Source organism: Pseudomonas sp. Emmai (assembly GCF_055179735.1).
In genome coordinates this window covers 5440312-5464612 of sequence record NZ_CM143685.1, presented here as the reverse complement: position 1 = coordinate 5464612, position 24301 = coordinate 5440312, and the positions used below count along the sequence as shown (strand labels likewise).

Annotated in this window: 25 protein-coding genes; 21 read left to right on the top strand and 4 right to left on the bottom strand. The window is 61.3% G+C overall.

The annotated features are described in order from the left end of the window. Positions 1-223 precede the first annotated feature (223 nt). From ACY4LX_RS25045 to ACY4LX_RS24985, 13 genes are all read left to right on the top strand, one after another. Complete coding sequence (locus ACY4LX_RS25045; RefSeq protein ID WP_149660002.1) at positions 224-829, top strand: DUF4823 domain-containing protein; 606 nt, start codon at positions 224-226, stop codon at positions 827-829. Between the two features lie 16 nt (positions 830-845). After that, a complete protein-coding gene (locus ACY4LX_RS25040; RefSeq protein WP_463258160.1) occupies positions 846-1406 on the top strand; it encodes a DUF1285 domain-containing protein in 561 nt (186 codons plus the stop codon). A 209-nt stretch (positions 1407-1615) separates the two neighbouring features. Then, a complete protein-coding gene (locus ACY4LX_RS25035) occupies positions 1616-2332 on the top strand; it encodes a FadR/GntR family transcriptional regulator (RefSeq protein WP_463258159.1) in 717 nt (238 codons plus the stop codon). 129 nt (positions 2333-2461) lie between these two features. Further along, positions 2462-3337, top strand: coding sequence for an SMP-30/gluconolactonase/LRE family protein (locus ACY4LX_RS25030; RefSeq protein WP_463258158.1), 876 nt, complete (start codon positions 2462-2464; stop codon positions 3335-3337). Positions 3338-3535: 198 nt separating this feature from the next. Beyond that, a complete protein-coding gene (locus ACY4LX_RS25025; RefSeq protein WP_463258157.1) occupies positions 3536-4354 on the top strand; it encodes an SDR family oxidoreductase in 819 nt (272 codons plus the stop codon). A gap of 130 nt (positions 4355-4484) precedes the next feature. Then, positions 4485-5489, top strand: coding sequence for a substrate-binding domain-containing protein (locus tag ACY4LX_RS25020; RefSeq protein ID WP_149660007.1), 1005 nt, complete (start codon positions 4485-4487; stop codon positions 5487-5489). A gap of 64 nt (positions 5490-5553) precedes the next feature. After that, positions 5554-7095 carry an L-arabinose ABC transporter ATP-binding protein AraG gene (gene araG, locus ACY4LX_RS25015; RefSeq protein WP_463258156.1) on the top strand — a complete coding sequence of 514 codons (1542 nt, stop codon included), beginning with the start codon at positions 5554-5556 and terminating at the stop codon, positions 7093-7095. 12 nt (positions 7096-7107) lie between these two features. Further along, entirely contained in the window at positions 7108-8076 is a 969-nt protein-coding gene (araH, locus tag ACY4LX_RS25010) for an L-arabinose ABC transporter permease AraH (protein ID WP_149660009.1), read from the top strand. 225 nt (positions 8077-8301) lie between these two features. Continuing rightward, complete coding sequence (locus tag ACY4LX_RS25005; RefSeq protein ID WP_149660010.1) at positions 8302-9015, top strand: GntR family transcriptional regulator; 714 nt, start codon at positions 8302-8304, stop codon at positions 9013-9015. Continuing rightward, a complete protein-coding gene (locus tag ACY4LX_RS25000) occupies positions 9012-10010 on the top strand; it encodes an ADP-ribosylglycohydrolase family protein (protein WP_463258155.1) in 999 nt (332 codons plus the stop codon). Before ACY4LX_RS25005 ends, ACY4LX_RS25000 begins: the two co-directional genes overlap by 4 nt. A gap of 224 nt (positions 10011-10234) precedes the next feature. Further along, positions 10235-11701, top strand: a complete 1467-nt coding sequence (locus tag ACY4LX_RS24995; RefSeq protein WP_463258154.1) for a purine-cytosine permease family protein — start codon at positions 10235-10237, stop codon at positions 11699-11701. Continuing rightward, entirely contained in the window at positions 11694-12623 is a 930-nt protein-coding gene (locus tag ACY4LX_RS24990) for a PfkB family carbohydrate kinase (protein ID WP_463258153.1), read from the top strand. Before ACY4LX_RS24995 ends, ACY4LX_RS24990 begins: the two co-directional genes overlap by 8 nt. Before the next feature lie 301 nt (positions 12624-12924). After that, entirely contained in the window at positions 12925-13896 is a 972-nt protein-coding gene (locus ACY4LX_RS24985; protein ID WP_463258152.1) for a DUF3829 domain-containing protein, read from the top strand. Positions 13897-14011: 115 nt separating this feature from the next. On the opposite strand, the gene ACY4LX_RS24980 is transcribed toward ACY4LX_RS24985, so the two are convergent. The 3 genes from ACY4LX_RS24980 to ACY4LX_RS24970 form a co-directional block, all read right to left on the bottom strand. Further along, the gene (locus tag ACY4LX_RS24980) at positions 14012-14392 is read right to left on the bottom strand and encodes a Rho termination factor N-terminal domain-containing protein (protein WP_149660015.1); all 381 of its coding nucleotides are present in this window, start codon (positions 14390-14392) and stop codon (positions 14012-14014) included. A 94-nt stretch (positions 14393-14486) separates the two neighbouring features. Next, complete coding sequence (locus tag ACY4LX_RS24975; protein ID WP_133838363.1) at positions 14487-14741, bottom strand: hypothetical protein; 255 nt, start codon at positions 14739-14741, stop codon at positions 14487-14489. A gap of 53 nt (positions 14742-14794) precedes the next feature. Next, positions 14795-15130 (bottom strand): hypothetical protein, encoded by a 336-nt coding sequence (locus ACY4LX_RS24970; protein WP_463258151.1) that lies wholly within the window; start codon positions 15128-15130, stop codon positions 14795-14797. Between the two features lie 250 nt (positions 15131-15380). On the opposite strand from ACY4LX_RS24970, the gene ACY4LX_RS24965 reads away from it, so the two are divergent. The 7 genes from ACY4LX_RS24965 (at position 15381) to ACY4LX_RS24935 (ending at position 22153) form a co-directional block, all read left to right on the top strand. Further along, on the top strand, positions 15381-15863 hold the full coding sequence (locus tag ACY4LX_RS24965) for a GNAT family N-acetyltransferase (protein WP_133838361.1): 483 nt from the start codon (positions 15381-15383) through the stop codon (positions 15861-15863). Positions 15864-15956: 93 nt separating this feature from the next. Beyond that, positions 15957-16886: a hypothetical protein gene (locus ACY4LX_RS24960; RefSeq protein ID WP_463258150.1), complete on the top strand. Its 930-nt coding sequence runs from the start codon at positions 15957-15959 to the stop codon at positions 16884-16886. A 97-nt stretch (positions 16887-16983) separates the two neighbouring features. Then, positions 16984-17976, top strand: a complete 993-nt coding sequence (locus ACY4LX_RS24955; protein WP_463258149.1) for a 2-dehydro-3-deoxygalactonokinase — start codon at positions 16984-16986, stop codon at positions 17974-17976. Between the two features lie 19 nt (positions 17977-17995). Next, positions 17996-18616, top strand: a complete 621-nt coding sequence (locus tag ACY4LX_RS24950) for a 2-dehydro-3-deoxy-6-phosphogalactonate aldolase (RefSeq protein ID WP_149660019.1) — start codon at positions 17996-17998, stop codon at positions 18614-18616. A 47-nt stretch (positions 18617-18663) separates the two neighbouring features. Continuing rightward, positions 18664-19812 carry a galactonate dehydratase gene (gene dgoD / locus ACY4LX_RS24945; protein ID WP_090186690.1) on the top strand — a complete coding sequence of 383 codons (1149 nt, stop codon included), beginning with the start codon at positions 18664-18666 and terminating at the stop codon, positions 19810-19812. Positions 19813-19978: 166 nt separating this feature from the next. Further along, positions 19979-21289 carry an MFS transporter gene (locus tag ACY4LX_RS24940; protein ID WP_149660020.1) on the top strand — a complete coding sequence of 437 codons (1311 nt, stop codon included), beginning with the start codon at positions 19979-19981 and terminating at the stop codon, positions 21287-21289. 60 nt (positions 21290-21349) lie between these two features. Next, the gene (locus tag ACY4LX_RS24935) at positions 21350-22153 is read left to right on the top strand and encodes an IclR family transcriptional regulator (RefSeq protein ID WP_463258148.1); all 804 of its coding nucleotides are present in this window, start codon (positions 21350-21352) and stop codon (positions 22151-22153) included. Here the strand turns inward: ACY4LX_RS24935 and ACY4LX_RS24930 are convergent, their stop codons facing one another. Further along, positions 22154-23206 carry an NAD(P)-dependent alcohol dehydrogenase gene (locus tag ACY4LX_RS24930; protein WP_463258147.1) on the bottom strand — a complete coding sequence of 351 codons (1053 nt, stop codon included), beginning with the start codon at positions 23204-23206 and terminating at the stop codon, positions 22154-22156. It abuts the gene before it with no gap. Positions 23207-23386: 180 nt separating this feature from the next. Here ACY4LX_RS24930 and ACY4LX_RS24925 point away from each other — a divergent pair, with 180 nt between their 5' ends. Next, the gene (locus tag ACY4LX_RS24925) at positions 23387-24277 is read left to right on the top strand and encodes an AraC family transcriptional regulator (RefSeq protein ID WP_463258146.1); all 891 of its coding nucleotides are present in this window, start codon (positions 23387-23389) and stop codon (positions 24275-24277) included. Positions 24278-24301: the final 24 nt, after the last annotated feature.

Genomic DNA, 24301 nt, shown 5'->3' with positions numbered 1-24301 from the left:
GCCCCCGTTGGGTCGCGAAGCGGCCCCAAAACATTCCCCTGCGTTGTGCCAGTAAAAACGGCATTCTCCGATTTCACGACGGCTGCGCAGCCGAATGGGGGCAAGCCCCCTCGCCACAGTCTGTGTTTCCAAACTCGAATTATCGATAGACCCAAGGACTGGCGCGGAAGCTGCATCCAACGCCCATTCGCCGGTTTTCCGTCACCGGCTTCTGGAGGGTAGGATGCGTAGCCTGGTTTTGCTGCTGGCCGTTATGGCGCTTGGTGGCTGCATGAATGTCAGCGACATGGGCGAAGGTGTTCGCTATCACATGAGCGACGCGGGGCTGCTGGATCACAGCAACAGTCAGCGCGTGAACAACTTCCGTATCCAGCCGGACTCCTTCATCTACATCGCCCAAGGTGCTTTTGCGCCGCCGGGCAGCGCTTATCCGCGCCCGAATGTGGTGGCTGAAACCGCCTTCGACGGCTTTATCGAATACTTCCCGATGGTCCGCCGCGCCCGTGCGCCGGAAGGGCTCGATGCGGCCATGGGCGAAGCCCGGGCCGCCGGTGCGCATTACTTGCTGTACACGCGGTTTGCCAAGGCTGACGACCGCATCGGCAACTCGGATGAATGGCTCGACCAGGAAGCCGTGGATCGCCTCGGTATCGACAGCGGCGTGATTCAGATCATGTTGATCGAGACCAGCACCCAGTATTTGATCGATACTGCACGGATCAAGAGTCGTGGCGGTTTACTGACGTTCCACGACACCAAGCCAGAAGACCTGCTGGGCCCGCCGCTGGAGCAATACGCGCGTAGCCTGCTGGGGCTCGGCGAACAGTAATTCCAAGGAGAACGCCATGAGTGGCCCGCAAAAAGCCAACGACCTGCTGGGGCAAATCCCGAAGACCAAAGGCTTGCCACCGGTCCACCTGTGGAACCCCGACTTCTGCGGCGACATCGACATGCGCATCGCCCGGGACGGCACCTGGTATTACCTGGGCACGCCGATCGGGCGCAAGCCGATGGTCAAGCTGTTCTCGACCATCATCCGCCGCGACGGCGATGACTACTTCCTGATTACCCCGGTCGAGAAAGTCGGCATCAAAGTCGACGACGCTCCGTTCGTGGCGATTGCCGTGGACGTCGAAGGCGAGGGCGAAGCTCAGGTGTTGCGCTTCACCACCAATGTCGATGAGATGGCCGAGGCAGGCGCCGAACACCCGATGCGCGTGGTGATCGATCCCGTGACCCAGGAACCGGCGCCCTACGTGCACGTGCGCACCAACCTTGAAGCGCTGATCCATCGCAACGTGTTCTACCAATTGGTCGAGCTGGCGGTGAGCCGCGAAATCGACGGCCAGCGCTGGTTGGGCGTGTGGAGTGGTGGTGAGTTCTTCCCGATCGGGCTTGAGCCCTAAGCAAATCCAAATGTGGGAGCGGGCTTGCTCGCGAAGGCGTCGTGTCAGTCAGCCTATAAATAACCTGACACACCGCTTTCGCGAGCAAGCCCGCTCCCACATTGTTTTTGTGTGTTTCTCACAAAATTCAAATTGACACCCAATCGTATGATGATTAGCGTGAGCCTTCATCGCGAACGGTTTTTTGCCGTCCCTGCTTCGAGGTTTTCATGTCCAGCAGTTTTCATGCGTCGACGGTCGATTGGCTAGGTGGCTGGATTGCCGCCGGCCAGGTCAAGCCCGGCGAAACCATCAAGGTGGAAGCCGACCTCGGCCAGCAGCTCGGGGTCAGTCGCACGGTGATTCGCGAGGCCATCAAGACCCTGGTCGCCAAGGGCTTGCTCGAAGTCGGGCCGAAGGTCGGGACGCGGGTGTTGCCGATCAAGCGCTGGAACCTGTTTGATCCGCAAGTCGTCGGCTGGTTGTCCCGCAGCGGCCTGCCGGAAAACTTCGTCGACGACTTGCTCGACCTGCGCCGCACCATCGAACCCATGGCCGTGCGCTGGGCCTGCGAGCGCGCCACCGTCGACCAGGTGCAAGCGATCCTCCAGGCCTACAACGCGCTGGAGCGCGCAGTGGACAGCGGCATCGATTACAACCGCGCCGACCAGTTCTTCCACGAGTGCATCCTCGCCGCCAGCCACAATCAATTCATCGAACAAATGGTCCCGGCCCTCGGCGCGTTGCTGGCGGTGTCGTTCGAAGTGTCCGCCGCCGATCCGGATGAACTGCGCCGCACATTGCCGATCCACAAAGACATGGCCGACGCCATCGCCGCCCGGGATGCCGCGCGGGGTGTGTGGGCCTGCATGACCCTGATCGACAACGCGGACCTGGCCATCAAACGTTTCTACCCACAAGTCATGGCCGACAAAAAAGCCAGCTGACAACACCTATCCTGTAGGAGCGAGGCTCGCCCGCGAAGGCGTCATCACTTTCAACACTGATGTCACAGACCCATCGCCTTCGCGGGCAAGCCTCGCTCCTACCTAGAAGAACATAAGAAAGGAGGTTTCATGACGTGGACTGCCGTTACCCAACACCGCGCCCGACTCGGTGAAGGCCCCTTCTGGGACGCCCCCACCCAGGCGCTGTACTGGGTCGACATCGCCGGCAAGCAAGCGCTACGGCTGATCGGCGCCAACGTGCAGATCTGGGAGATGCCCGAGCATGTCTCTGCATTCATCCCCTGCGAGAGCGGCGATGCGCTGGTGGCCCTGAGCAGCGGTGTCTATCGCCTGGACCTGGACTCGCCGGGCCTGGAACCGCGCCTGACCCTGCTCTGCGTCGCCGACCCGCAACCGGGCAATCGCCCCAACGAAGCCCGCTGCGATGCCCAAGGCCAGCTCTGGCTCGGCACCATGCAAAACAACATCGGCGAGAACGGCGAAGACCTGCCTATCGAGCGTCGCTCCGGCGGCCTGTTCCGTATCGACCGCGATGCCCGGGTCACGCCGCTGCTCCGGGGCCTGGGCATTCCCAACACCTTGCTGTGGAGCGATGACTCGACTCGGCTGTACTTCGCCGACAGCCTCGACGGCACGCTCTATCAACATTTCATCCGCACCGATGGCGGCCTCGATCCGGCCCGGGTCTGGTTCGGTCCCCATGAGCGGGGTGGCCCGGATGGTTCGGCGATGGATGCCCAAGGCTATCTGTGGAACGCCCGATGGGACGGCAGCTGCCTGCTCCGTTTGAGTCCCGAAGGCCAGGTTGACCGGGTGATCGAGCTGCCCGTCAGCCGTCCCACCAGTTGCGTATTCGGCGGCGAAGACCTGCAAACCTTGTACATCACCAGCGCTGCGAGCCCGCTCAATCATCCATTAGACGGTGCGGTGCTATCGATTCGGGTCGATGTGCCCGGAAAAATCTGTACGAGGTTTGCTGGCTAGATCCCAAAATATGGGATGTAAAATTATATATTGAGATTATTTGGCGGTCGGGTTTATAGTCGGCTCCATCAGTTACACGCACTCACACTTAAAAAAACAAAACAGGTGAAGTGATGCAGCGATTTTCCAAACAGTTTTTCGACCGGACATCGACAGATGCCCGGTTTTTGTCGTGCCTGGAAAAGGGAGTCCGGCTTCATGGCTGAACCTCTCACCTTGCCACCGGTGCCCGAGCCGCCGAAGGGCGAACGACTGAAAAACAAGGTCGTGTTGCTGACCGGCGCGGCCCAGGGCATTGGCGAGGCGATTGTCGCGACCTTCGCGTCCCAGCAAGCGAAGCTGATCATCAGTGACATCCAGGGCGAGAAAGTCGAGAGCGTCGCGGTGCACTGGCGGGACCAAGGCTTCGACGTTCAAGCGATCAAGGCTGACGTTTCCGATCAGCAAGACCTGCACGCCATGGCCAGACTGGCCGTCGAGCGCCACGGCCGTATCGATGTGTTAGTCAACTGCGCCGGGGTCAATGTGTTCCGCGACCCGCTGGAAATGACCGAAGAAGACTGGCGCCGCTGCTTCGCCATTGACCTCGACGGCGCGTGGTTTGGCTGCAAAGCGGTGTTGCCGCAGATGATCGAGCAGGGCATCGGCAGCATCATCAACATCGCCTCGACCCATTCCAGCCACATCATTCCCGGCTGCTTCCCGTACCCGGTGGCCAAGCACGGCTTGCTCGGCCTGACCCGCGCCCTCGGCATCGAATACGCGGCGAAGGGCATCCGGGTCAACGCCATCGCGCCGGGCTACATCGAAACCCAGCTGAACGTCGATTACTGGAACGGCTTTGCCGACCCCCAGGCCGAACGTCAGCGCGCCTTTGACTTGCATCCGCCACGGCGCATCGGGCAGCCGATGGAAGTGGCGATGACGGCCGTTTTCCTGGCCAGCGATGAAGCACCGTTCATTAACGCCTCGAGCATCACCATCGATGGTGGTCGCTCGGTCATGTACCACGACTGAGCGCAGAGGATTTCAGGCGCGGAACTCCGTGCGAAATCCAATCATCATACGATATGACTATTCGCTACACGTTTTGACCGCTGTACCGGCTTTCAAATAACGCTCAAAAAAAATAACAAGGAGTCAGCTTATGAATCGTCGTCCCGGGATCCGTTCCCTGTGCTGTGCCGCTTTGGCGGTCACGGCGGTCAGCCTGAGCAGTTCGCTGCTGGCGGCCGAGCAAGTGAAAATCGGCTTTCTGGTCAAGCAGGCCGAAGAGCCCTGGTTCCAGACCGAATGGGCCTTCGCGGAAAAAGCCGCCAAGGACAAAGGCTTCACCCTGATCAAGATCGCCGTGCCTGACGGCGAGAAAACCCTCTCGGCCATCGACAGCCTGGCGGCCAACGGCGCCAAGGGTTTTGTGATCTGCCCGCCAGACGTCGGCCTCGGCCCGGCCATCGTGGCCAAAGCCAAGCTCAACGACTTGAAAGTGATGGCGGTCGACGACCGTTTCGTCGATGCCAACGGCAAGTTCATGGAAGACGTGCCGTACCTCGGCATGGCCGCGTTTGAAGTCGGCCAGAAACAGGGCAGCGCCATGGCCACCGAAGCGAAGAAGCGCGGTTGGGACTGGAAAGAAACCTACGCCGTGATCAACACCTTCAACGAACTCGACACCGGCAAGAAACGCACCGACGGTTCGGTCAAGTCCCTGGAAGATGCTGGCCTGCCGAAGGACCATATCCTCTTCACCGCGCAGAAGACCCTCGACGTCCCGGGCAGCATGGACGCCACCAACTCGGCGCTGGTCAAACTGCCCGGCGGCGCGAAAAACCTGATCATCGGCGGCATGAACGACAACACCGTGCTAGGCGGCGTGCGCGCCACCGAAAGCGCCGGGTTTGCCGCCGCCAACGTGATCGGGATCGGCATCAACGGCACCGACGCCATCGGCGAACTGAAAAAGCCCAACAGCGGTTTCTTCGGCTCGATGCTGCCAAGCCCGCACATCGAGGGCTACAACACGGCGGCGATGATGTACGAGTGGGTCACCACCGGCAAAGAGCCGCCGAAATACACCGCCATGGACGACGTGACGCTGATCACTCGCGAGAACTTCAAGCAGGAACTGGAAAAGATCGGCCTGTGGAACTGAAGGCCGGTTGATTTCATCGGCGGCCCTGGCGACGGGGTCGCCTGATCTGTGTGATGAGGTGGTTATGCAAGCGCAAACACAAACACAAGAACACAGCGGCGGCAGCTTGCGCTTCAACGGGATCGGCAAGACCTTTCCCGGGGTGAAGGCGCTGGACGGCATCAGTTTCGTCGCGCATCCGGGGCAGGTGCATGCCTTGATGGGTGAGAACGGCGCCGGCAAATCGACGCTGCTGAAAATCCTCGGCGGCGCGTATATCCCGAGCAGCGGCGACCTGCAGATCGGCGAGCAGACGATGGCCTTCAAGTCCACCGCCGACAGCATCGCCAGCCGCGTCGCGGTGATTCACCAGGAGCTGCACCTGGTCCCGGAAATGACCGTCGCGGAAAACCTGTTCCTCGGCCATCTGCCGGCCAGCTTCGGCCTGATCAATCGCGGTGCGTTGCGCCAGCAAGCCTTGGCTTGCCTCAAGGGCCTGGCCGATGAAATCGACCCGCAAGAGAAAGTCGGGCGCCTGTCCCTTGGCCAGCGGCAATTGGTGGAAATCGCCAAGGCCTTGTCCCGTGGCGCGCATGTGATCGCTTTTGATGAACCCACCAGCAGCCTTTCCGCGCGGGAGATCGACCGCTTGATGGCGATCATCGGTCGCCTGCGGGATGAAGGCAAAGTGGTGCTCTACGTCTCCCATCGCATGGAAGAAGTGTTCCGCATCTGCAACGCGGTGACGGTGTTCAAGGACGGCCGCTTCGTGCGCACCTTCGAGAACATGAGCGAATTGACCCACGACCAGTTGGTGACGTGCATGGTCGGCCGCGACATCCAGGACATCTACGATTACCGTCCGCGCCAGCGCGGTGCGGTGGCGCTGAAAGTCGACGGTTTGCTCGGGCCGGGTCTGCGCGAGCCGGTGAGTTTCGAGGTGCACAAGGGCGAGATTCTCGGTCTATTCGGTCTGGTCGGGGCAGGGCGCACGGAACTGTTTCGCATGCTCAGCGGCTTGACGCGCAACACGGCGGGTCGCCTGGAATTGCGTGGCCATGAGCTGAAACTGCGTTCCCCTCGCGATGCCATCGCCGCCGGCGTTTTGCTCTGCCCCGAAGACCGCAAGAAGGAGGGCATCATGCCGCTCTCCAGCGTCGCCGAGAACATCAACATCAGTGCGCGCGGCGCCCATTCCACCTTTGGTTGCCTGTTGCGCGGCCTGTGGGAAAAGGGCAACGCCGAGAAGCAGATCGCGGCGCTGAAAGTGAAGACGCCGAGCGCCTCGCAGAAAATCATGTACCTGTCCGGCGGCAACCAGCAGAAGGCGATTCTCGGTCGCTGGCTGTCGATGCCGATGAAAGTCCTGCTGCTCGACGAACCGACCCGTGGCATCGACATCGGCGCCAAGGCCGAGATCTACCAGATCATCCACAACCTTGCCGCCAGCGGCATCGCGGTGATTGTGGTGTCCAGCGACTTGATGGAAGTCATGGGCATTTCCGACCGCATCCTGGTGCTGTGCGAAGGCGCGATGCGCGGCGAACTGTCCCGCGACGAAGCGAATGAATCCAACCTGCTGCAACTGGCTTTGCCGCGCCAACGCGCTGACGGCGTGGCGAACTGAGAGGTAACTATGATGACCATCCAAAACAACGCTCTGCCCACCCCGCGCAAACCTCTGGATCTGCGGCGTTTCCTCGATGACTGGGTGATGCTGCTGGCGGCCATCGCCATCTTCGTCGCCTGCACCTTGCTGATCGACAACTTCCTCTCGCCGCTGAACATGCGCGGGCTGGGCCTGGCGATTTCCACCACCGGGATTGCCGCGTGCACCATGTTGTATTGCCTGGCGTCCGGGCATTTCGACTTGTCGGTGGGTTCGGTGATTGCTTGCGCCGGCGTGGTCGCGGCGGTGGTGATGCGGGACACCGACAGCGTGTTTCTCGGCGTGGCGGCGGCGCTGTTCATGGGGCTGATCGTCGGGTTGATCAACGGGATTGTGATCGCCAAGCTGCGGGTCAATGCTTTGATCACGACGCTGGCGACCATGCAAATCGTGCGGGGCCTGGCCTACATTTTTGCCAATGGCAAAGCGGTGGGCGTGTCCCAGGAACAGTTCTTCGTCTTCGGCAACGGCCAGTTGTTCGGCGTGCCGGTGCCGATCCTGATCACCATCGTCTGCTTCCTGTTTTTCGGCTGGTTGCTGAACTACACCACCTATGGGCGCAACACCATGGCCATCGGCGGCAACCAGGAAGCGGCGCTGCTGGCTGGCGTAAACGTTGATCGGACCAAGATCATCATCTTCGCCGTGCACGGTTTGATCGGCGCGTTGGCCGGGGTGATCCTCGCGTCGCGCATGACCTCGGGCCAGCCGATGATTGGCCAGGGGTTTGAGCTGACGGTGATCTCCGCGTGTGTGTTGGGCGGGGTGTCGCTGAGCGGCGGGATTGGCATGATCCGGCACGTGATTGCCGGGGTGTTGATTCTGGCGATCATCGAGAATGCGATGAACCTGAAGAACATCGATACGTTTTATCAGTATGTGATTCGGGGTTCGATTCTTCTGCTGGCTGTCGTGATTGACCGTCTGAAACAGCGCTGAGATTTTTGTTGATCTGACTGACGCCTTCGCGGGGAAGCCTCGCTCCTACGGGTTGTGTGTCGTGCGCAAATTTTGCGACTGACATTTAACCTGTAGGAGCGAGGCTTGCCCGCGAAGGCTTTGTACCTGACACCGCCCATTCCGCGCATCGCCTTAGCCACCTCCCGTCACCTCCCCAAAAATATCCCTTGCCCGCCCGACCCTGTTTCGGTTATCTCTTTGTACATGATTAGACAGGTTCGATTTGACAAGAAACAACGGGTGGTCGACGAGCTCATCCGGCGCATTGAAAGCGGCCTCATGGAGGACGGCTTTCTGTTGCCGGGCGAGCATCAGTTGGCTGAAGAATTCAAGGTCAGCCGCGGCACGCTGCGTGAAGCCCTGGCCGAACTGAAGAGGCGCAACTACATCGCGACGCAAAGTGGCGTCGGCTCCATCGTCACCTTCGACGGCGTGGTGCTCGACCAGCGCAGCGGCTGGGCCCAGGCCCTGGCGGACAGCGGGGCGCTGATCAACACCGAAGTGCTGCGCCTGGAGCCGATCAGTCGTCCTGACCTGATGCCGCGTTTCGGCACCGACAAATTCATCACCCTCGACCGTCGCCGCCGCGCTAATGACGGCACGTTGGTGTCCCTTGAACGTTCATTGATTCCCGCCACTGGCACTTTGGAAAGTCTGCCGCGAGTGGGCCTGATCGATGACTCGCTGACCATCACCCTGGCCGCCTACGGCTACATCGGCGAACGCGGCGATCAATGGATCGGCGCCGAACCGCTGAACGCCGAAGACGCCGAACTGCTCGGTCGTCCGACCGGCACCGTATTCCTCAAGGCCCTACGCACCACGTACGACCGTCAGGGCCGCTTCATGGAGCAGGTCGAAAGCTTGCTCGACCCGGTGCATTTTCGTCTGCACCTGCAATTTGGAGAGTCAAAGTGACCGCGCTCAATCGTGCCTTGGGCGCGTTCTATGGTTTGGCCCTGGGCGATGCCCTGGGCATGCCGACCCAATCCCTGAGCCGTACCCAGATCAAGGCGCGCTTCGGCGACATCACCGACCTGCAAGACGCCGGCCCCGACCAACCGATCGCCGCCAACATGCCCAAAGGCTCGATCACCGATGACACCGAACAGGCGATCCTGGTTGGCCAATTGCTGATCGAAGGCGAAGGCCGGATCGAGCCGTCGGTATTGGCCCAACGGTTGATCGAATGGGAAGCCGAGATGCAGGCCAAGGGCTCGCAGGACTTGCTCGGCCCTTCGACCAAACGTGCCATCGAGATGATCCTCGCCGGCCATTCGCCGGAAGAGTCGGGGCGCTACGGCACCACCAACGGCGCGGCGATGCGCATCACCCCGGTCGGGATCGCGGCGGATGTTGCTGATCCAGAGCGTTTCATCCGTGCCGTGGTGCAGGCCTGCCAGGTTACCCACAACACCACGTTGGGCATCTCCAGCGCGGCGGCGGTGGCGGCGGTGGTCTCGGCCGGCATCAATGGCATGGACCTGGGCGAAGCGCTGAACCTGGGCATGCACATCGCCCAGCAAGCGGAAAGTCATGGTCACTGGGTCGCGGGCGGACGCATCGCCTCGCGGATCAGTTGGGCGCGGACCATCAGCATCGACAGCGACAAGGCCTTGCTGGCGGACTTGCTGTACGACGTGATCGGTACTTCGGTGGCGTCGCAGGAATCGGTGGTGGTCTCGTTCGCCCTGGCCCAGCAGGTGGCGATTGGTGAATTGAATGCCTTCGAAGCCGTGTGCATGGCCGCGAGCCTCGGTGGCGACACGGACACCATCGCGGCGATTCTCGGCGCCATGCTTGGCGCTTGCCTGGGCATGGAGAGCTGGCCGGCGGCGATGATCGATAAGGTCAAAGCCGTGAATGGCCTGGAGCTGGGACCCCTTGTGAAAGGACTCCTCACCCTGCGCTGATCCAAGGGTCAATGGTCACTTGTGGCGAGGGAGCTTGCTCCCGCTCGACTGCGCAGCAGGCGCAAACCCTGTAACCCGTTTCATCTGACATTCCACGGTCTCTGGATTTGGGGCCGCTTCGCAGCCCAGCGGGAGCAAGCTCCCTCGCCACAGAAACTGCCGGGATGTTATGTCGACTTCCGAAGCTGCCCACAACCAAAACAATGGCAACAGGAGCATCCATCATGAGTTCATCGAACGCCGGGCCAAGCGCCGGGCAACTGGAAACCCGTGGCATCGAGCCAGTCCCGGAAAGCGAATGCAACGGTCATCCGCTGCAACTGTTCTGGGTCTGGTTCGCCGCCAACATCTCCATCCTCGGCTTGCCGTTGGGCGCCACACTGGTGGCGTTTCGTGGCCTGGCGATCTGGCAGGCGATCATCGTCGCGATCCTCGGCGCCGCCGGCTCCTTCGCCGTGGTCGGGATCATCTCCATCGCCGGCCGTCGCGGGCGCGCACCGAGTCTGACCCTGTCCCGCGCGATCTTCGGCGTGCGCGGCAATATCGGCCCGACCGTGGTGTCGCTGATGTCGCGCCTGGGCTGGGAAACGGTCAATACCACCACCGCCGCCTTCGTGCTGCTGTCGCTGTGCTCGATCCTGTTCGGTTCGCCGGTGGAAGCCAAAAGCGCACCGGTCCTCACGCTGATTTTCATCGCGATTTTCGTCCTGCTGACCTTGTCCGTGTCGGGCCTCGGTCACGCCACGCTGCTGGTGATCCAGAAGTGGGCGACCTACGTGTTTGGCGCGCTGAACATTCTGGTGGGCGGTTTCCTCTGCGCGACCATCGACTGGAGTGCGGTGTTCAACGCCACGCCAGCACCGCTCAGCGCGATGATCATCGGCGTCGGCACCATGGCCGCCGGCACCGGCATCGGCTGGGCCAATGCGGGCGCGGACATGTCGCGTTACCAGCATAAAAGCGTCAAGGCCGTGCGCTTGGTGGCCTCGGCCGCATTCGGTGCGGGGATCCCGCTGGTGCTGCTGATCACCCTCGGCGGCTTGCTGTCGGTGGGCAACAACGACCTGGCCCAAGCCACCGACCCGATCATCGCGATCCGCGACATGCTGCCGACCTGGATGGCCGTGCCGTACCTGATCACCGCGTTCGGCGGCTTGCTGCTGTCGAACAACCTGTCGGTGTACTCCGCCGGTTTGACCACGTTGACCCTCGGCCTCAAGGTCCCGCGCGTCTATGCCGTGGTGGTCGACATCGTGGCGATCTTCGCCGGTTCGATCTACTTCATGCTGATCGCCGACAGCTTCTACGGCCCGTTCATCACCTTCATTTCCCTGCTGGCGGTGCCGATCACTGCGTGGGTCGGGATCTTCGTCGTTGACCTGATCCACCGTCATTACTACAGCCCCAAAGACCTGCTGGACGTCAGCCCGAGCAGCGCCTATTGGTATCGCGGCGGCATCGAGTGGCGTGCCTTCGGGGCGTGGGCGATTGCCATCGTGCTGGGTTTCAGCTTCACCACCATTGGCACCACAGCGGAAAACATCTGGTTCCGTGGCTTCCTTTCCGACTCGTACCTGGGCCATAACGGCCTCGGCTGGATCGTGACCTTCCTGGTGGCTGGCGGGATTTATTTCGTACTCGGCGGGGCCAAGGATCGTCGCACTGCATTGGTTGAGAACGCTCATGCCTAAGTTGTTGCACACCGGCCAGGTCATCATCGACCTGGTCATGGCCGTGGATAAACTGCCCCAGGCCGGCGGCGACGTGCTGGCGCAATCCGCCAGTTTCGAAGCCGGTGGCGGCTTCAACGTGATGGCCGCCGCCCAGCGTAATGGTCTGCCGGTGGTTTACCTCGGCCGCCATGGCACCGGGCGTTTCGGCGACCTGGCGCGGGAGGCGATGAAGGTTGAAGGCATCCAGATTGGTATCGCTCACAAAGCCGAACGCGACACCGGGTTGTGCGTGGCGGTGACCGATGCCTCGGCTGAGCGCAGTTTCATTTCCTACATCGGCGCTGAAGGTGAAGTGTCCACCGAAGACCTGGCGAGCGTGCCGGCGGAGGCGGGGGACTATGTTTACGTCAGCGGCTATAGCTTGCTGCACGTGGGCAAAGCGCAGGCGCTGGTGGATTGGGTGTTGGGATTGCCGAAAGGCATCAACGTGATTTTCGATCCGGGCCCGTTGGTCGAATCGCCGGATGAGCCGCTGATGAATGCGTTGCTGCCACGCATCGATGTGTGGACCAGCAACAGTGTCGAGGCGTTGCGGTTTACCGGGGCGACGGACATTGGCGAGGCGCTGGATCGGTTGGTCGAGCATCTGCCGGCGGATGTGTTGATGGTGGTGCGCGATGGCCCGCAAGGCTGCTGGATTCGCCAGCGCGGTGACTGCCAGCATGTGCCGGGGTTTAAGGTTGACGCGGTCGACAGCAACGGCGCCGGGGATGCTCACGCCGGGGTGTTTGTGGCCGGGTTGGCGCAAGGGTTGTCGGCGGTCGAGGCGGCGCGGCGGGCGAACGCAGCGGCGGCGTTGGCCGTGACGCGGTGGGGGCCGGCGACTTCGCCGGGGACTGTGCAGGTGGATGCGTTTATCCGTGAGGCGTTCGGCGGCTGATCCTGTGGCGAGGGAGCTTGCTCCCGCTGGACTGCGCAGCAGGCCCCTTTTTTAGGTGAAGAGAGGGCCGCTTCGCGCCCCAGCGGGAGCAAGCTCCCTCGCCACAGGTCTTCCAGCACCCATTTGCTATCCCGTTCGAAAATTCGCACAATGCGCGCCCCCAGGAAGGGGAAGCGTCTGACAGCCTGTCAGGCCAGTTTCGTACACTTAAGGACAGAGTCTCTCGTATGCCCTACCTCCTACTGCACACCCCCCGGCAAGCCATGCATGGCCCGCCGCGTTTCTTTATGGAAGAGAACACATGAATTTCCGGATGATGATTGCCGCGACAGCGGTCGCGACCTCGGCACTGCTGGCCGGTTGTGGCGACAAGCCTGACGCGACGGCCGCCGCGCAGCCAAAGCAAAGCGCCGCTGAACAGCAGCAAATCGAAAAGTACAACCTGTATGTCGATGTGGCCAACAGCCTGACCACGTCTTTCCAGGAAGCCCAGGACAACTACCTGAACCAACAGATGCCGCTGTTGAAGGGCAAAGAAGCGCCCACTTCGATGCGCATCGAAAACGACATTCTGGTTGATCGCTCGGCCAAGCAACTGGACACCGCCGCCGCCATCGACGCCCCGATTGTGGAAATCGATGCCGCCGCCAAGGACTTTTCCGCCGCATTGAAGACCTTGTCACCGTTGAGCCACGAGCTGAACAACTACGCCAACTCCAAAGGTTACCTGGCCGACAATGGCGCCAAGGCGCGCCAATTGAGCAAGGATTACCTGGCGGCACTGACCCTGGTCGCGCAGAAAGAACAGGCGTTCTACAAAGGCCTGAGTGATCGTGATCAGGCGTTGACCAAGGAAGCGTTCGACCAGGCGCCCAAGGACACCGCCGCTTACTACCGCGCCGGGCTGATTTACTACGGCAAGCTGAACAATGCCGACGCCAACGTGTTGTTTGCCGCGCCGAATGACGCAGCCGCACTCGACGCTTTCGAGAAGTCCCTGGCACAAGTGGCAGATGCCGCGGCGGGTTGGGACAAGAAAGTCACCGAGCAATCGACCAAGTCCGGCAAGAGCTGCAACGGCGGCATGCTGGAGATCAACGATTTCCTGGGTCAGTCCCGCTCGCTGGTCAAAGACATCAAGGACGGCGTGTTCAAGCGTGAAGAAACCGGTGTGATGGCGCGGATGAGCAGTTCGAACATCGCCAATTCGGCTAATCGCTATAACAGCAAATATTCGAATGTGATTAACCGGTTCAATCATCCGATGTGCTGAGTCTGACCTGACGTCTTCGCGGGCAAGCCTCGCTCCTACAAGGGACCACACAGTCCCCTGTAGGAGCGAGGCTTGCCCGCGAAGAGGCCCTAAAAACCAACACAAATCCCGACGGTCAACCGGCCTTGCGCAACGCCTCAATCAACGCCTGCTTGCGCATCCCCGACCGCCCCGGAATCTTCTTCTCCCGGGCTTCTTTCATCAAACTGTCGACGGTCTGGGTATCGCGCGAAGCCTTGCTGTTGCGCGAATGGCCTTCACGGCTGGCGACCGCTCGGCGCGAGGACTCCTTGCGGTCCTCGGACTTGGCGCTGGCCGGTTTCTTGCGCCCGGCGCCGCCGGCCCGTTCGCCGCCACCCGACTGCTTGTTCACCGTCGCCCAGGCCCGGGCTTCAGCTTCGTCCTTCGAAACACCCTTGTGTTCGTAACTGTCTTCGATGTGTTCGGCCTTGCGCTTTTGCTCGGCGGTGTATTTGTCTTTGCTTCCACGAGGCATGGGATTTCTCCTGGCTTCAAGGGGTGTAAAGATCGCAGCGGTTCACAGCCCCGCAGGAACTGCCGAAGGCTGCGATCCTTTGATCTTGCTGCGCTTAAACGTCCAGCTTGCGCGCCGCCTCAACCCCGGCGGCACTGAGCTTGATCGGCAGGTTCAGCGAGTGCTCGCCTGCCTCGTTGCAACTCACATGGCCATGCTGGATCAATCCGCGATCCTGCAAAGTGGCGAGGGTGCTGGCCACGACTTTCTCCCCCCGGTAATTGTCCAGGACCTCCTTGCCCAACCCCGTTGGGTGGGCGTGCAACAGGCGGGTCAGGACTTCTTTTTCCAGGTTTTTATCGACGTTCATGGTTACCTCTTTCATGGATGTGGATAGGGTGTTGCGTCGCTCGCGTCGGCGAACTATTGACCGGCACCTTCGGAGCCCGAGCCACCGGTGGTGGTTTTCGAGCCCATACCGGAGCCGGCGTTATCGGGTGTCTGGGCGTCCGGCATGCCCGTTCCGCCCTGGCGACCGGTGTCGTTGCCTTTGAGGCGCGGATCGGTTCCGGTGGACGGCGGCAGACTGCTGTCGATTCCCGAGCCATCGGTGTTCATGCCAGGGGCACTCTGGATGGCGGGGGCTTTGGGTTTTTCCACCGGGTCGGTCGGGCCGGTGCCGGTGCCGGTGGTGGCGGCGAAGGCCGTAGAGGACAGCAGGGCAGCGAGAGCGAGAGCGGTCAGCCGGGACATGATCATGGTGTCGTCTCCAGATTATTAGAGTCCTTACCTGATGTTGGTCCGCCCTCGGTTGGGTTGGTGCCTGAGGCACGACGAACGGTTGAGACTGGCCGCACGCCCAGGTCAGCAGGACGCTTCGCTGCCCAACCCAGGCTTCGCCAGGGGCTACAGGGGCGAGGTGGGTGACAGGGGACTTTTTGCTTTCCCATGTGACGAGCGCCGCGCGCCGCCTTAGTATGGCGTTTTCAACTTCTGACAAGGCACGTCCATGACGATCGAGATCCGCCCGGCGACCCCCAGCGATGCACCGCAAATCCTCGCGTTCATCACTGAGCTGGCCGACTACGAACGTGCCCGTCATGAAGTCATCGCCAGTGTCGCCGACATCGAGCGCAGCCTGTTCAGCGAAGGCGCCACCGCCCACGGCCTGATCTGCCTGCGCGACGGTCTGGCGATTGGCTTCGCGGTGTTCTTCTTCAGCTATTCCACTTGGCTGGGCAGCAACTGCCTGTACCTCGAAGACCTCTACATCACCCCCGAACAACGCGGCGGCGGCGCCGGCAAAACCTTGCTGCGTCACTTGGCAAAAATCGCCTGCGCCAATGATTGCGGACGTTTTGAATGGAGCGTGCTGGACTGGAACAAACCCGCCATCGAGTTCTACAAATCCCTCGGCGCGCAGCCACAGGAAGAGTGGGTGCGTTATCGGATGGATGGGGCGGTGTTGCGGGAGTTTGCCGAAGGGCGTTGAGGCGTGATGGCAAACTGCGGATGAATCAGTTGTCGGTACTGCTCTAGTCCGGCACTCTGTGCGCCCCTTGCGCGCTCACGGACGACATCTGCAATGCAACCTGGCTTCTGCATTTACCTGCGTTTTTTTACCTTGATGATGTTCTGTGCTCTCTGTTCGGGGTGCCTGCATCTCGACGTACCGCCGGCACGCATCGAGTTTGTATCGATTAATCACGATAGCTATTCGCTCTATGACATGCGGTTTACTTCAGACAGGGACCTGATTCATTTATATGAAGCACACGGCCGCGGCGGACAGATAAGCACCAGCCTTCATTGTTCGCTCGATGGTGATCTCGACTTCTCCGCTGAACACAACATTGCGCTGGAAGGTTATGGCCGCATAGAAGATATGCGCCTGATCGAGGGCGATCGACGTTATGAACTATTGGCCATTATTCGATTTGAGGACAATGAAGACCGGACTGGCATGAGGGATATCGCTCGATCACGGTTAGTCCGACTCCTGGAGCCTCAAGACTACGTGCCCTGTAAAGTCGTCATCACCGCGTTTCCTTTCACGGCTTACTATTCGAAAGTGATGTACGTCCCGACGTCGCGGATTATTGCCGAGGTGAAAAACCCTCGAATTGCGCCTCCGCAGGTTTCACTCAAACCTGCTGATCGCCCTTTGACGTGGCTGCAATTCGAGCCGGTTTGCGTCGTTCGATGGCGCGAAGAATTGGCACCGGCTTACGACCAGATCGACGACGTCGGTTTATGCCGCGATGTGCCCTACGCCGGTCTATTGGCTTCATTCTCACCCAGCAACAAGAAACTGGTGCTTGTGACCTGGTCGGATCAAACCCCCAAACCGCTGACGGCTTACACCCTTATTCGAGGCGATGGTCGGCGCGAACCCGGTATCTCGGCTGAGAACGGCGATACCCACCTGGTGGGTTCCATGTCGCGGGAGACGCTGAAGGTTGAAGTCGGGGCGGGAATTGGGGCCAGAGAACGATGGACATCACAATTTGAATAATCCCAATATATGGGAGTATTAATTACATATTGAGATTTTCCCTCTAGGAGGTCTATAGTCCAGCTCACTCACTGCCAAAAACAAAACAGGTGAAGCGATGCTGGCGCAATTGATCGCGCTCGATTGGGGGACAACCTCATTACGTGCTTACAAACTCGCCGCGGGTGGCCAGGTGCTGGAACAGCGTTCGCTGTCGTCCGGGATCATGCAGCTGCCGCGCACGCCGCGAATCATTAACGGCCAGGAATGCACCGACGGTTTTGAACTGGCCTTCGACGACGCTTGCGGTGACTGGCTCGACGCGCAACCCGGTTTACCGGTAATTGCCTGCGGCATGGTCGGCAGCGCCCAGGGCTGGCGCGAAGCGTCCTACCAGGACACGCCGGCCAACGTCGCCAATCTCGGAAATTCCCTACAAACCGTACGCAGTCTTCGCGGTGTCGATGTGCACATCGTGCCGGGCGTGATTCAGCGTTCGCGCCTGCCGAATGTGATGCGCGGCGAGGAAACCCAGGTCCTTGGTGTGTTGCAGAACCTGCCGGGCGGGGCGGGCAACGACCTGTTGATCGGCTTGCCCGGCAGTCATTCGAAATGGGTGGAAGTGGCCGACGGCTGCATCGTGCATTTCGACACCTTCATGACCGGCGAAGTCTTCGCCGTGCTCAGCGAACACAGCATTCTCGGGCGCACCCAGCAACAGGGCGCCTCGTTCGATGGCCAGGCGTTTGATCGCGGCGTGCAAGTGGCGCTGTCGGCGGACGGCGAGATCGGGCCGTTGTCGACCTTGTTCAGTGCGCGCAGCCTCGGGCTGACCGGCGAACTCAGCGCCACCGCGCAACCGGATTACCTGTCCGGCCTATTGATTGGCCATGAGCTGTCGGCCCTGGCCAACGTTCAGCGGCGCCGGCGCAACAGCGTGCATCTGCCCTCGATCATCCTCATTGGTAATACCCAACTCTGCGCCCGCTACAGCCGGGCCCTCGACGCCTGCGGCTTTGCCAATGTGACGTTGGCCGAGCAGGCCACCGAGCGCGGGCTGTGGCAACTGGCGGTTGCCGCCGGCCTGATCAAATCCAACCCATCCCGTTAAACCTGACTGGAGGTCTGACATGCTCAAGCAAGCCCTGGCGCAAAACGGCCTGATCGCGATCCTGCGCGGCCTGCGTCCTACAGAGGCTGCGGCCATCGGCGAAGTGCTGTACAGCGCCGGATTTCGCGTCATTGAAGTGCCGCTTAATTCCCCGGAGCCGTACGACAGTATCCGCATCCTGCGCAGTACCTTGCCCGCCGATTGCCTGATCGGCGCGGGCACGGTGCTGACGCCGGAACAGGTCGAACAGGTGAAAGCAGCGGGCGGGCAGGTGATCGTCATGCCGCACAGCGATCCCAAGGTCTTGCGTGCGGCGAAGGCAGCGGGGTTGTACCTGTCGCCGGGCGTGGCGACGCCGACCGAAGCGTTCGCCGCGTTGGCCGAAGGCGCCGATGTGCTGAAGATGTTTCCCGCCGAGCAGATGGGGCCAGCGGTGGTGAAAGCCTGGCTCGCGGTGTTGCCCGCCGGAACCATTCTGGCGCCGGTCGGTGGCATCACACCGGACAACATGCAGGTGTTTATCGACGCGGGCGTCAAAGGTTTCGGCCTCGGTTCCGGGTTGTTCAAACCGGGCATGACCCCCGAGCAAGTGGCGGCCAATGCCAAGGCTTACGTCACTGCCTGGAAAGCCCTGAGCTAAGAATTTTTGGCGCTGTGAGCGCTGCATCTAACAAGAGAGACAATGAGATGAAAATCACCAAACTCACCACCTTCATCGTCCCGCCGCGCTGGTGCTTCCTCAAGATTGAAACCGACGAAGGCGTAACCGGCTGGGGTGAACCCGTGGTCGAAGGCCGCGCCCATACGGTCGCCGCTGCCGTTGAAGAATTGTCCGACTACCTGATCGGCAAAGACCCACGCAATATCGAAGACATCTGGACCGTGCTCTATCGCGGCGGCTTCTACCGCGGCGGCGCGATCCACATGAGCGCCCTGGCCGGCATCGACCAGGCGTTGTGGGACATCAAGGGCAAGGCCCTGGGCGTGTCGGTCAGCGATTTGCTCGGCGGCCAGGTGCGGGACAAGATTCGCGTGTATTCGTGGATCGGTGGTGACCGCCCGGCGGACACCGCTCGCGCGGCGAAAGAAGCGGTCGAGCGTGGCTTCACCGCGGTGAAAATGAACGGCACCGAAGAGCTGCAATTCCTCGATTCCTTCGAGAAAGTCGACCTGGCACTGGCCAACGTCGCGGCCGTGCGTGACGCGGTCGGGCCGAACGTCGGCATCGGCGTCGACTTCCATGGCCGGGTGCACAAGCCCATGGCCAAGGTACTGATGAAGGAACTCGACCCGTACAAACTGATGTTTATCGAAGAGCCGGTGCTCAGCGAAAACTACGAAGCGCTGAAGGAACTGGCACCGTTGACCAGCACGCCGATTGCCCTCGGTGAGCGCCTGTTCTCCCGTTGGGATTTCAAACGGGTGCTCAGCGAAGGTTACGTCGACATCATCCAGCCTGATGCGTCCCACGCCGGTGGCATCACCGAAACCCGCAAGATCGCGAACATGGCCGAAGCCTACGACGTGGCGCTGGCGCTGCATTGCCCGCTGGGTCCGATTGCGCTGGCGGCGTGCCTGCAACTGGACGCGGTTTGCTACAACGCGTTCATCCAGGAACAGAGCCTGGGCATCCACTACAACGAGAGCAACGACCTGCTGGATTACGTCAAGGATCCGCGGGTGTTCGATTACGACAAAGGCTTCGTGAAGATTCCGAATGGTCCGGGGCTGGGGATCGAGATCAACGAGGAATATGTGATCGAACGCGCGGCGGTCGGGCATCGCTGGCGCAACCCGATCTGGCGCCATGCCGATGGCAGTTTTGCGGAGTGGTGATACCCACTCGGTGATCGTTCCCACGCTCGGCGTGGGAATGCCGCCATGGACGCTCCGCGTCCGCTGTTCACGCTGTGACGCAGAGCGTCAGGGGCTGCATTCCCACGCAGAGCGTGGGAACGATCACAACTTACGCCCTCAATAAACATAAGAAGAGGCATCCCTCATGCAACCGCAAACCCTCACCGGGCAGGCGTCGTTGGTGACGCCCAGCCGCAAGCGTTTTTTCATCATGGTGCTGCTGTTTATCACCGTGGTGATCAACTACCTCGACCGCAGCAACCTGTCGATTGCCGCCCCGGCGCTGACCAGTGAACTGGGAATCGACCCGATCCACGTCGGCCTGATTTTCTCCGCGTTCGGCTGGACCTACGCCGCGATGCAGATCCCCGGCGGCTGGCTGGTGGATCGCGTGCCGCCGCGCATTCTTTACAGCGTGGCACTGCTGTTGTGGTCGATTGCCACGGTGATGCTCGGTTTCGCCGCCAGCTTCATCGCGCTGTTCGTGCTGCGCATGGCCGTCGGTGCATTGGAAGCCCCGGCCTATCCGATCAACAGCCGCGTAGTCACCACCTGGTTCCCCGAGCGCGAACGCGCCACCGCCATCGGCTTCTACACCTCCGGGCAGTTTGTCGGGTTGGCGTTCCTGACGCCGGTTCTGGCCTGGCTGCAGCATGAGTTTGGCTGGCACATGGTGTTCGTCAGCACCGGTGTCGTCGGCATTATTTGGGCGGTGATTTGGTACGCGGTGTATCGCGAGCCACGGGATTTCAAGGGCGCCAACGAAGCGGAAATCGACTTGATCCGCGAGGGCGGCGGGTTGGTGGATATCCAGGCGGACACCGCCAAGGCCAAGGCCAAATTCAGTTGGACCGACCTCGGAATCGTCCTGAGCAAACGCAAGCTGTGGGGCATTTACCTCGGCCAGTTCTGCCTCAACTCGACGCTGTGGTTTTTCCTGACCTGGTTCCCGACCTACCTGGTGAAATATCGCGGCATGGACTTCATCAAGTCCGGTTTGCTCGCATCGTTGCCGTTTCTCGCGGCGTTCGTCGGTGTGCTGTGTTCCGGGTTCTTTTCCGATTTCCTGATCCGTCGCGGCTACACCGTCGGTTTCGCGCGCAAGCTGCCGATCATTGGTGGTCTGCTGATTTCCACCTCGATCATCGGCGCCAACTTCGTCGAATCGACGCCGCTGGTGATCGCCTTCCTCGCGTTGGCGTTCTTCGGTAACGGGCTCGCCTCGATCACCTGGTCGCTGGTGTCAACGTTGGCCCCGGCACGGTTGCTCGGGTTGACCGGCGGGGTGTTCAATTTCATCGGCAACCTGTCGGCGATTACCACACCGATCGTCATCGGTTTCCTCGCTACCGGCGATTCGTTTGCCCCGGCCATTACTTACATCGCGGTGCTGGCGCTGATCGGTGCGTTGTCCTACGTGCTGCTGGTGGGCAAGGTCGAGCGTATCGAGTTGTAGTGGCAGCCGTCGGGCGACCATAATGCCGCCCGTTCCCTCGCTCAACGGTAAAGGCTGGATATGCAGGAAGACGCCCCAAAAATCGCCAAGGACGCCGCGCCGACCGGCACCCAGACACTGCTTCGCGGCCTGGGTGTGGTTCAGGCCGTGGCCAGTGGCGCCCGGGATCTCAAGGAAATCGCCCGGCTGATCGGCACCACGCGCAGCACCACCCATCGACTGGCCAGTTGCCTGGTGGACGAGCGTTACCTGCGGGTGGTGCCGCAAGTCGGTTATCTGTTGGGGCCGAAGTTGATCGAGTTGGGGTTCCAGGCGCGGGAAGAGTTGCCACTGGTGACCCTGGCCGGGCCGTATCTGGATGAGTTGTCGGCGCTGACCGGCGACACCATTCACCTGGCGATTCGTGAGGGCGACGAGGTGCTGTACCTGCACAAGAATCCGGGGCGCAATGGCCCGGAAATGCGTTCGCGGGTCGGCCATCGCATGCCGTTGGCGCGCACCGGGATCGGCAAGGCGCTGATGCTCGATGACACCCAGGAAGACTGGAAGCGGCTGTACGAAGTGAGCCTGCCGGCCGGTGGGAAAAGTCAGTTCTGGCCGCAGCACCCGGAGCAGTCCTGGGAGCAGTTTCAGCAGCGCATGGTCGAATATGTGGCGGGGGGGTACGCGTTTGATCTGGAAGATAACGAACCGTCGATCCGTTGTGTCGCGGCGCCGATTCGAGATGCCAGCAAGCGCATCGTCGCCGGTATCAGCATCGCCAGCACCGTGCCGTACATGCCGCTGGAAAAAATGGCCGAGCTGATCCCCCTGATCAAAGGGGTCACGGCCCGGCTCTCTGCCGAACTCGGCGCTAAGGTCTGATCAGACCTTCAGCGTCGCCATGTCGATCACGAAGCGGTACTTCACGTCACCGGCAATCATGCGGGTGAACGCTTCGTTGATCTGATGGATGTTGAGCATTTCGATGTCGCAGGTGATGTTGTGCTCGGCGCAGAAATCCAGCACTTCCTGGGTTTCGGCAACGCCACCGATCAGCGAACCGGCCAGCACGCGGCGGCTCATCACCAGTTTGCCGGCGTGGACCGGTGGATCAACCGGCTCGATCAAACCCACCAGGATATGCACGCCGTCGAAGCGCAGGGTGTCGAGGTAGGGGTTGAGGTCGTGCTGCACCGGAATGGTGTCCAGCAGGAAGTCGAAATGCCCGGCGGCGGCCTTCATCTGTTCGGCATCGGTGGACACGATCACGTGGTCCGCGCCCTGGCGCCGCGCTTCTTCAGCCTTGCTCGCCGAGCGGGTGAACAACGTCACTTCCGCGCCCATGGCCTTGGCGAATTTGATGCCCATGTGGCCGAGGCCGCCCATGCCGAGGATCCCGACCTTGTCGCCAGCCTTAACACCGTAGTGCTTGAGCGGCGAGTAGGTGGTGATGCCGGCGCAGAGGATCGGCGCGGCGCTGGCCAGGTCGAGTTTTTCCGGGATGCGCACCACGAAGTGCTCGCTGACCACGATGCTGTCGGAGTAACCGCCCATGGTGTTGCTGCCATCGACCCGGTCCGGGGTGGCGTAGGTCATGGTCGGACCTTCGAGGCAGTATTGCTCAAGGTTCGATTGGCAGGCTTCGCAGCTGCGGCAGGAATCGACCATGCAGCCGACGCCGACCAGATCGCCGATTTTGTGCTTGGTCACGTTCGCACCGATGGCAGTAACTTTTCCGACAATCTCATGGCCGGGCATCAGCGGGTAAACGGCAATGCCCCACTCGTTGCGGGCCTGGTGGATGTCGGAATGGCAGACGCCGCAGTACAGAATGTCGATCGCAACGTCGTCGGCGCGCGGGCTGCGGCGTTCGAATTTCACGGGGGCGAGGGGAGTGGTGGCCGACTGGGCGGCGTATCCGATAGCGGTGTACATGAGAAACCTCGCAAAAGCAGTGACAGGTGAGGTGGGCCATTCTGGGGACCGAACCGGGTGTCGGCCATGGCGATTCCTCCGGGTGTCATGCCTAATCCTCCGGCATGCGCCTCGGATCGGTCGCATTGGCCATCAGACCTGCGATGATGCTTTCATCCCGATTTCCATGAAGTTTTCCCCATGTTGTTGACTCGTCATTTAGATGCCAATGCCACGCTGGTTTCACTGCTCCAGCCGCTGACCACCCGCGACGGTTTCGCCCCCACGGCGTTGCCAGGTGTGCAGGTGTTGCGCGCCAGTTGCGATGTGGCCCGTGGGCCGCAGATCTATGAGCCGAGCCTGGTGATCATTGTCCAGGGCAGCAAATTGGCGTACCTGGGGCCGCGAACCCTGGAATATGGCGCCGGGCATTATCTGATCCAGGCGTTGCCGGTGCCGTTCGAGTGCGAAACCTTTGCCGCGCCGGAGGGGCCGATGCTGGGGATTTCCATCGCCATCGACCGGATCCTGCTTGGTGAATTGGTGCTGGCCATGGGGCTGGTGTCGGGGCGCAGTATTGCGGCGCAGACGCTGGAATCCATGACCTCGACGGTGCTCGATGACAGCATGCGCGGTTGTGTGGAGCGGCTGCTGCGCTGCCTGCACGATCCGCTGGAATGCCAGATCATGGGCCAGGCGCGGGTGCGTGAATTATTGTTCGTGGCCTTGCGCGGTCCCCAGGCCGATGTGTTGCGGGCGTTGGTGGAACAGCAAGGGCAGTTCGCGCGGATTGCGGCGTCGCTCAACCATTTACACGGGCATTTCACCGAGCCGTTGAATGTCGAGACGCTGGCCAGTTGCGCGAACATGAGCGCGTCGACCTTTCATGAGCATTTCAAGCGCAGCACGTTGTTGTCGCCGGTGCAGTATCTGAAGCGTTTGCGCTTGCTCAAGGCGCAGCAGTTGTTGCTGGCTGAAGGGTTGGGCGTGGCGCAGGTGGCGCATCGGGTGGGGTATCAGAGCACGTCGCAGTTCAGTCGTGAGTACAAGCGCTACTTTGAGCGTAATCCGGGGGATGAGCGCGCTGCCTGAAACACCGACAATCTTCTGTAGGCG

Coding starts and splice junctions, on each gene's coding strand:
- ACY4LX_RS24980 (WP_149660015.1), bottom strand. CDS start 14,392: ATGCCTCGTGGAAGCAAAGACAAATACACCGCCGAGCAAAAGCGCAAG.
- ACY4LX_RS24975 (WP_133838363.1), bottom strand. CDS start 14,741: ATGAACGTCGATAAAAACCTGGAAAAAGAAGTCCTGACCCGCCTGTTG.
- ACY4LX_RS24965 (WP_133838361.1), top strand. CDS start 15,381: ATGACGATCGAGATCCGCCCGGCGACCCCCAGCGATGCACCGCAAATC.
- ACY4LX_RS25005 (WP_149660010.1), top strand. CDS start 8,302: ATGATTAGACAGGTTCGATTTGACAAGAAACAACGGGTGGTCGACGAG.
- ACY4LX_RS24960 (WP_463258150.1), top strand. CDS start 15,957: ATGCAACCTGGCTTCTGCATTTACCTGCGTTTTTTTACCTTGATGATG.
- ACY4LX_RS25035 (WP_463258159.1), top strand. CDS start 1,616: ATGTCCAGCAGTTTTCATGCGTCGACGGTCGATTGGCTAGGTGGCTGG.
- dgoD (WP_090186690.1), top strand. CDS start 18,664: ATGAAAATCACCAAACTCACCACCTTCATCGTCCCGCCGCGCTGGTGC.
- ACY4LX_RS24955 (WP_463258149.1), top strand. CDS start 16,984: ATGCTGGCGCAATTGATCGCGCTCGATTGGGGGACAACCTCATTACGT.
- ACY4LX_RS25020 (WP_149660007.1), top strand. CDS start 4,485: ATGAATCGTCGTCCCGGGATCCGTTCCCTGTGCTGTGCCGCTTTGGCG.
- ACY4LX_RS24995 (WP_463258154.1), top strand. CDS start 10,235: ATGAGTTCATCGAACGCCGGGCCAAGCGCCGGGCAACTGGAAACCCGT.
- ACY4LX_RS24950 (WP_149660019.1), top strand. CDS start 17,996: ATGCTCAAGCAAGCCCTGGCGCAAAACGGCCTGATCGCGATCCTGCGC.
- ACY4LX_RS24970 (WP_463258151.1), bottom strand. CDS start 15,130: ATGATCATGTCCCGGCTGACCGCTCTCGCTCTCGCTGCCCTGCTGTCC.
- ACY4LX_RS24925 (WP_463258146.1), top strand. CDS start 23,387: ATGTTGTTGACTCGTCATTTAGATGCCAATGCCACGCTGGTTTCACTG.
- araG (WP_463258156.1), top strand. CDS start 5,554: ATGCAAGCGCAAACACAAACACAAGAACACAGCGGCGGCAGCTTGCGC.
- ACY4LX_RS24930 (WP_463258147.1), bottom strand. CDS start 23,206: ATGTACACCGCTATCGGATACGCCGCCCAGTCGGCCACCACTCCCCTC.
- ACY4LX_RS25045 (WP_149660002.1), top strand. CDS start 224: ATGCGTAGCCTGGTTTTGCTGCTGGCCGTTATGGCGCTTGGTGGCTGC.
- ACY4LX_RS25030 (WP_463258158.1), top strand. CDS start 2,462: ATGACGTGGACTGCCGTTACCCAACACCGCGCCCGACTCGGTGAAGGC.
- ACY4LX_RS25040 (WP_463258160.1), top strand. CDS start 846: ATGAGTGGCCCGCAAAAAGCCAACGACCTGCTGGGGCAAATCCCGAAG.
- ACY4LX_RS24985 (WP_463258152.1), top strand. CDS start 12,925: ATGAATTTCCGGATGATGATTGCCGCGACAGCGGTCGCGACCTCGGCA.
- ACY4LX_RS24990 (WP_463258153.1), top strand. CDS start 11,694: ATGCCTAAGTTGTTGCACACCGGCCAGGTCATCATCGACCTGGTCATG.
- ACY4LX_RS25025 (WP_463258157.1), top strand. CDS start 3,536: ATGGCTGAACCTCTCACCTTGCCACCGGTGCCCGAGCCGCCGAAGGGC.
- ACY4LX_RS24935 (WP_463258148.1), top strand. CDS start 21,350: ATGCAGGAAGACGCCCCAAAAATCGCCAAGGACGCCGCGCCGACCGGC.
- araH (WP_149660009.1), top strand. CDS start 7,108: ATGACCATCCAAAACAACGCTCTGCCCACCCCGCGCAAACCTCTGGAT.
- ACY4LX_RS24940 (WP_149660020.1), top strand. CDS start 19,979: ATGCAACCGCAAACCCTCACCGGGCAGGCGTCGTTGGTGACGCCCAGC.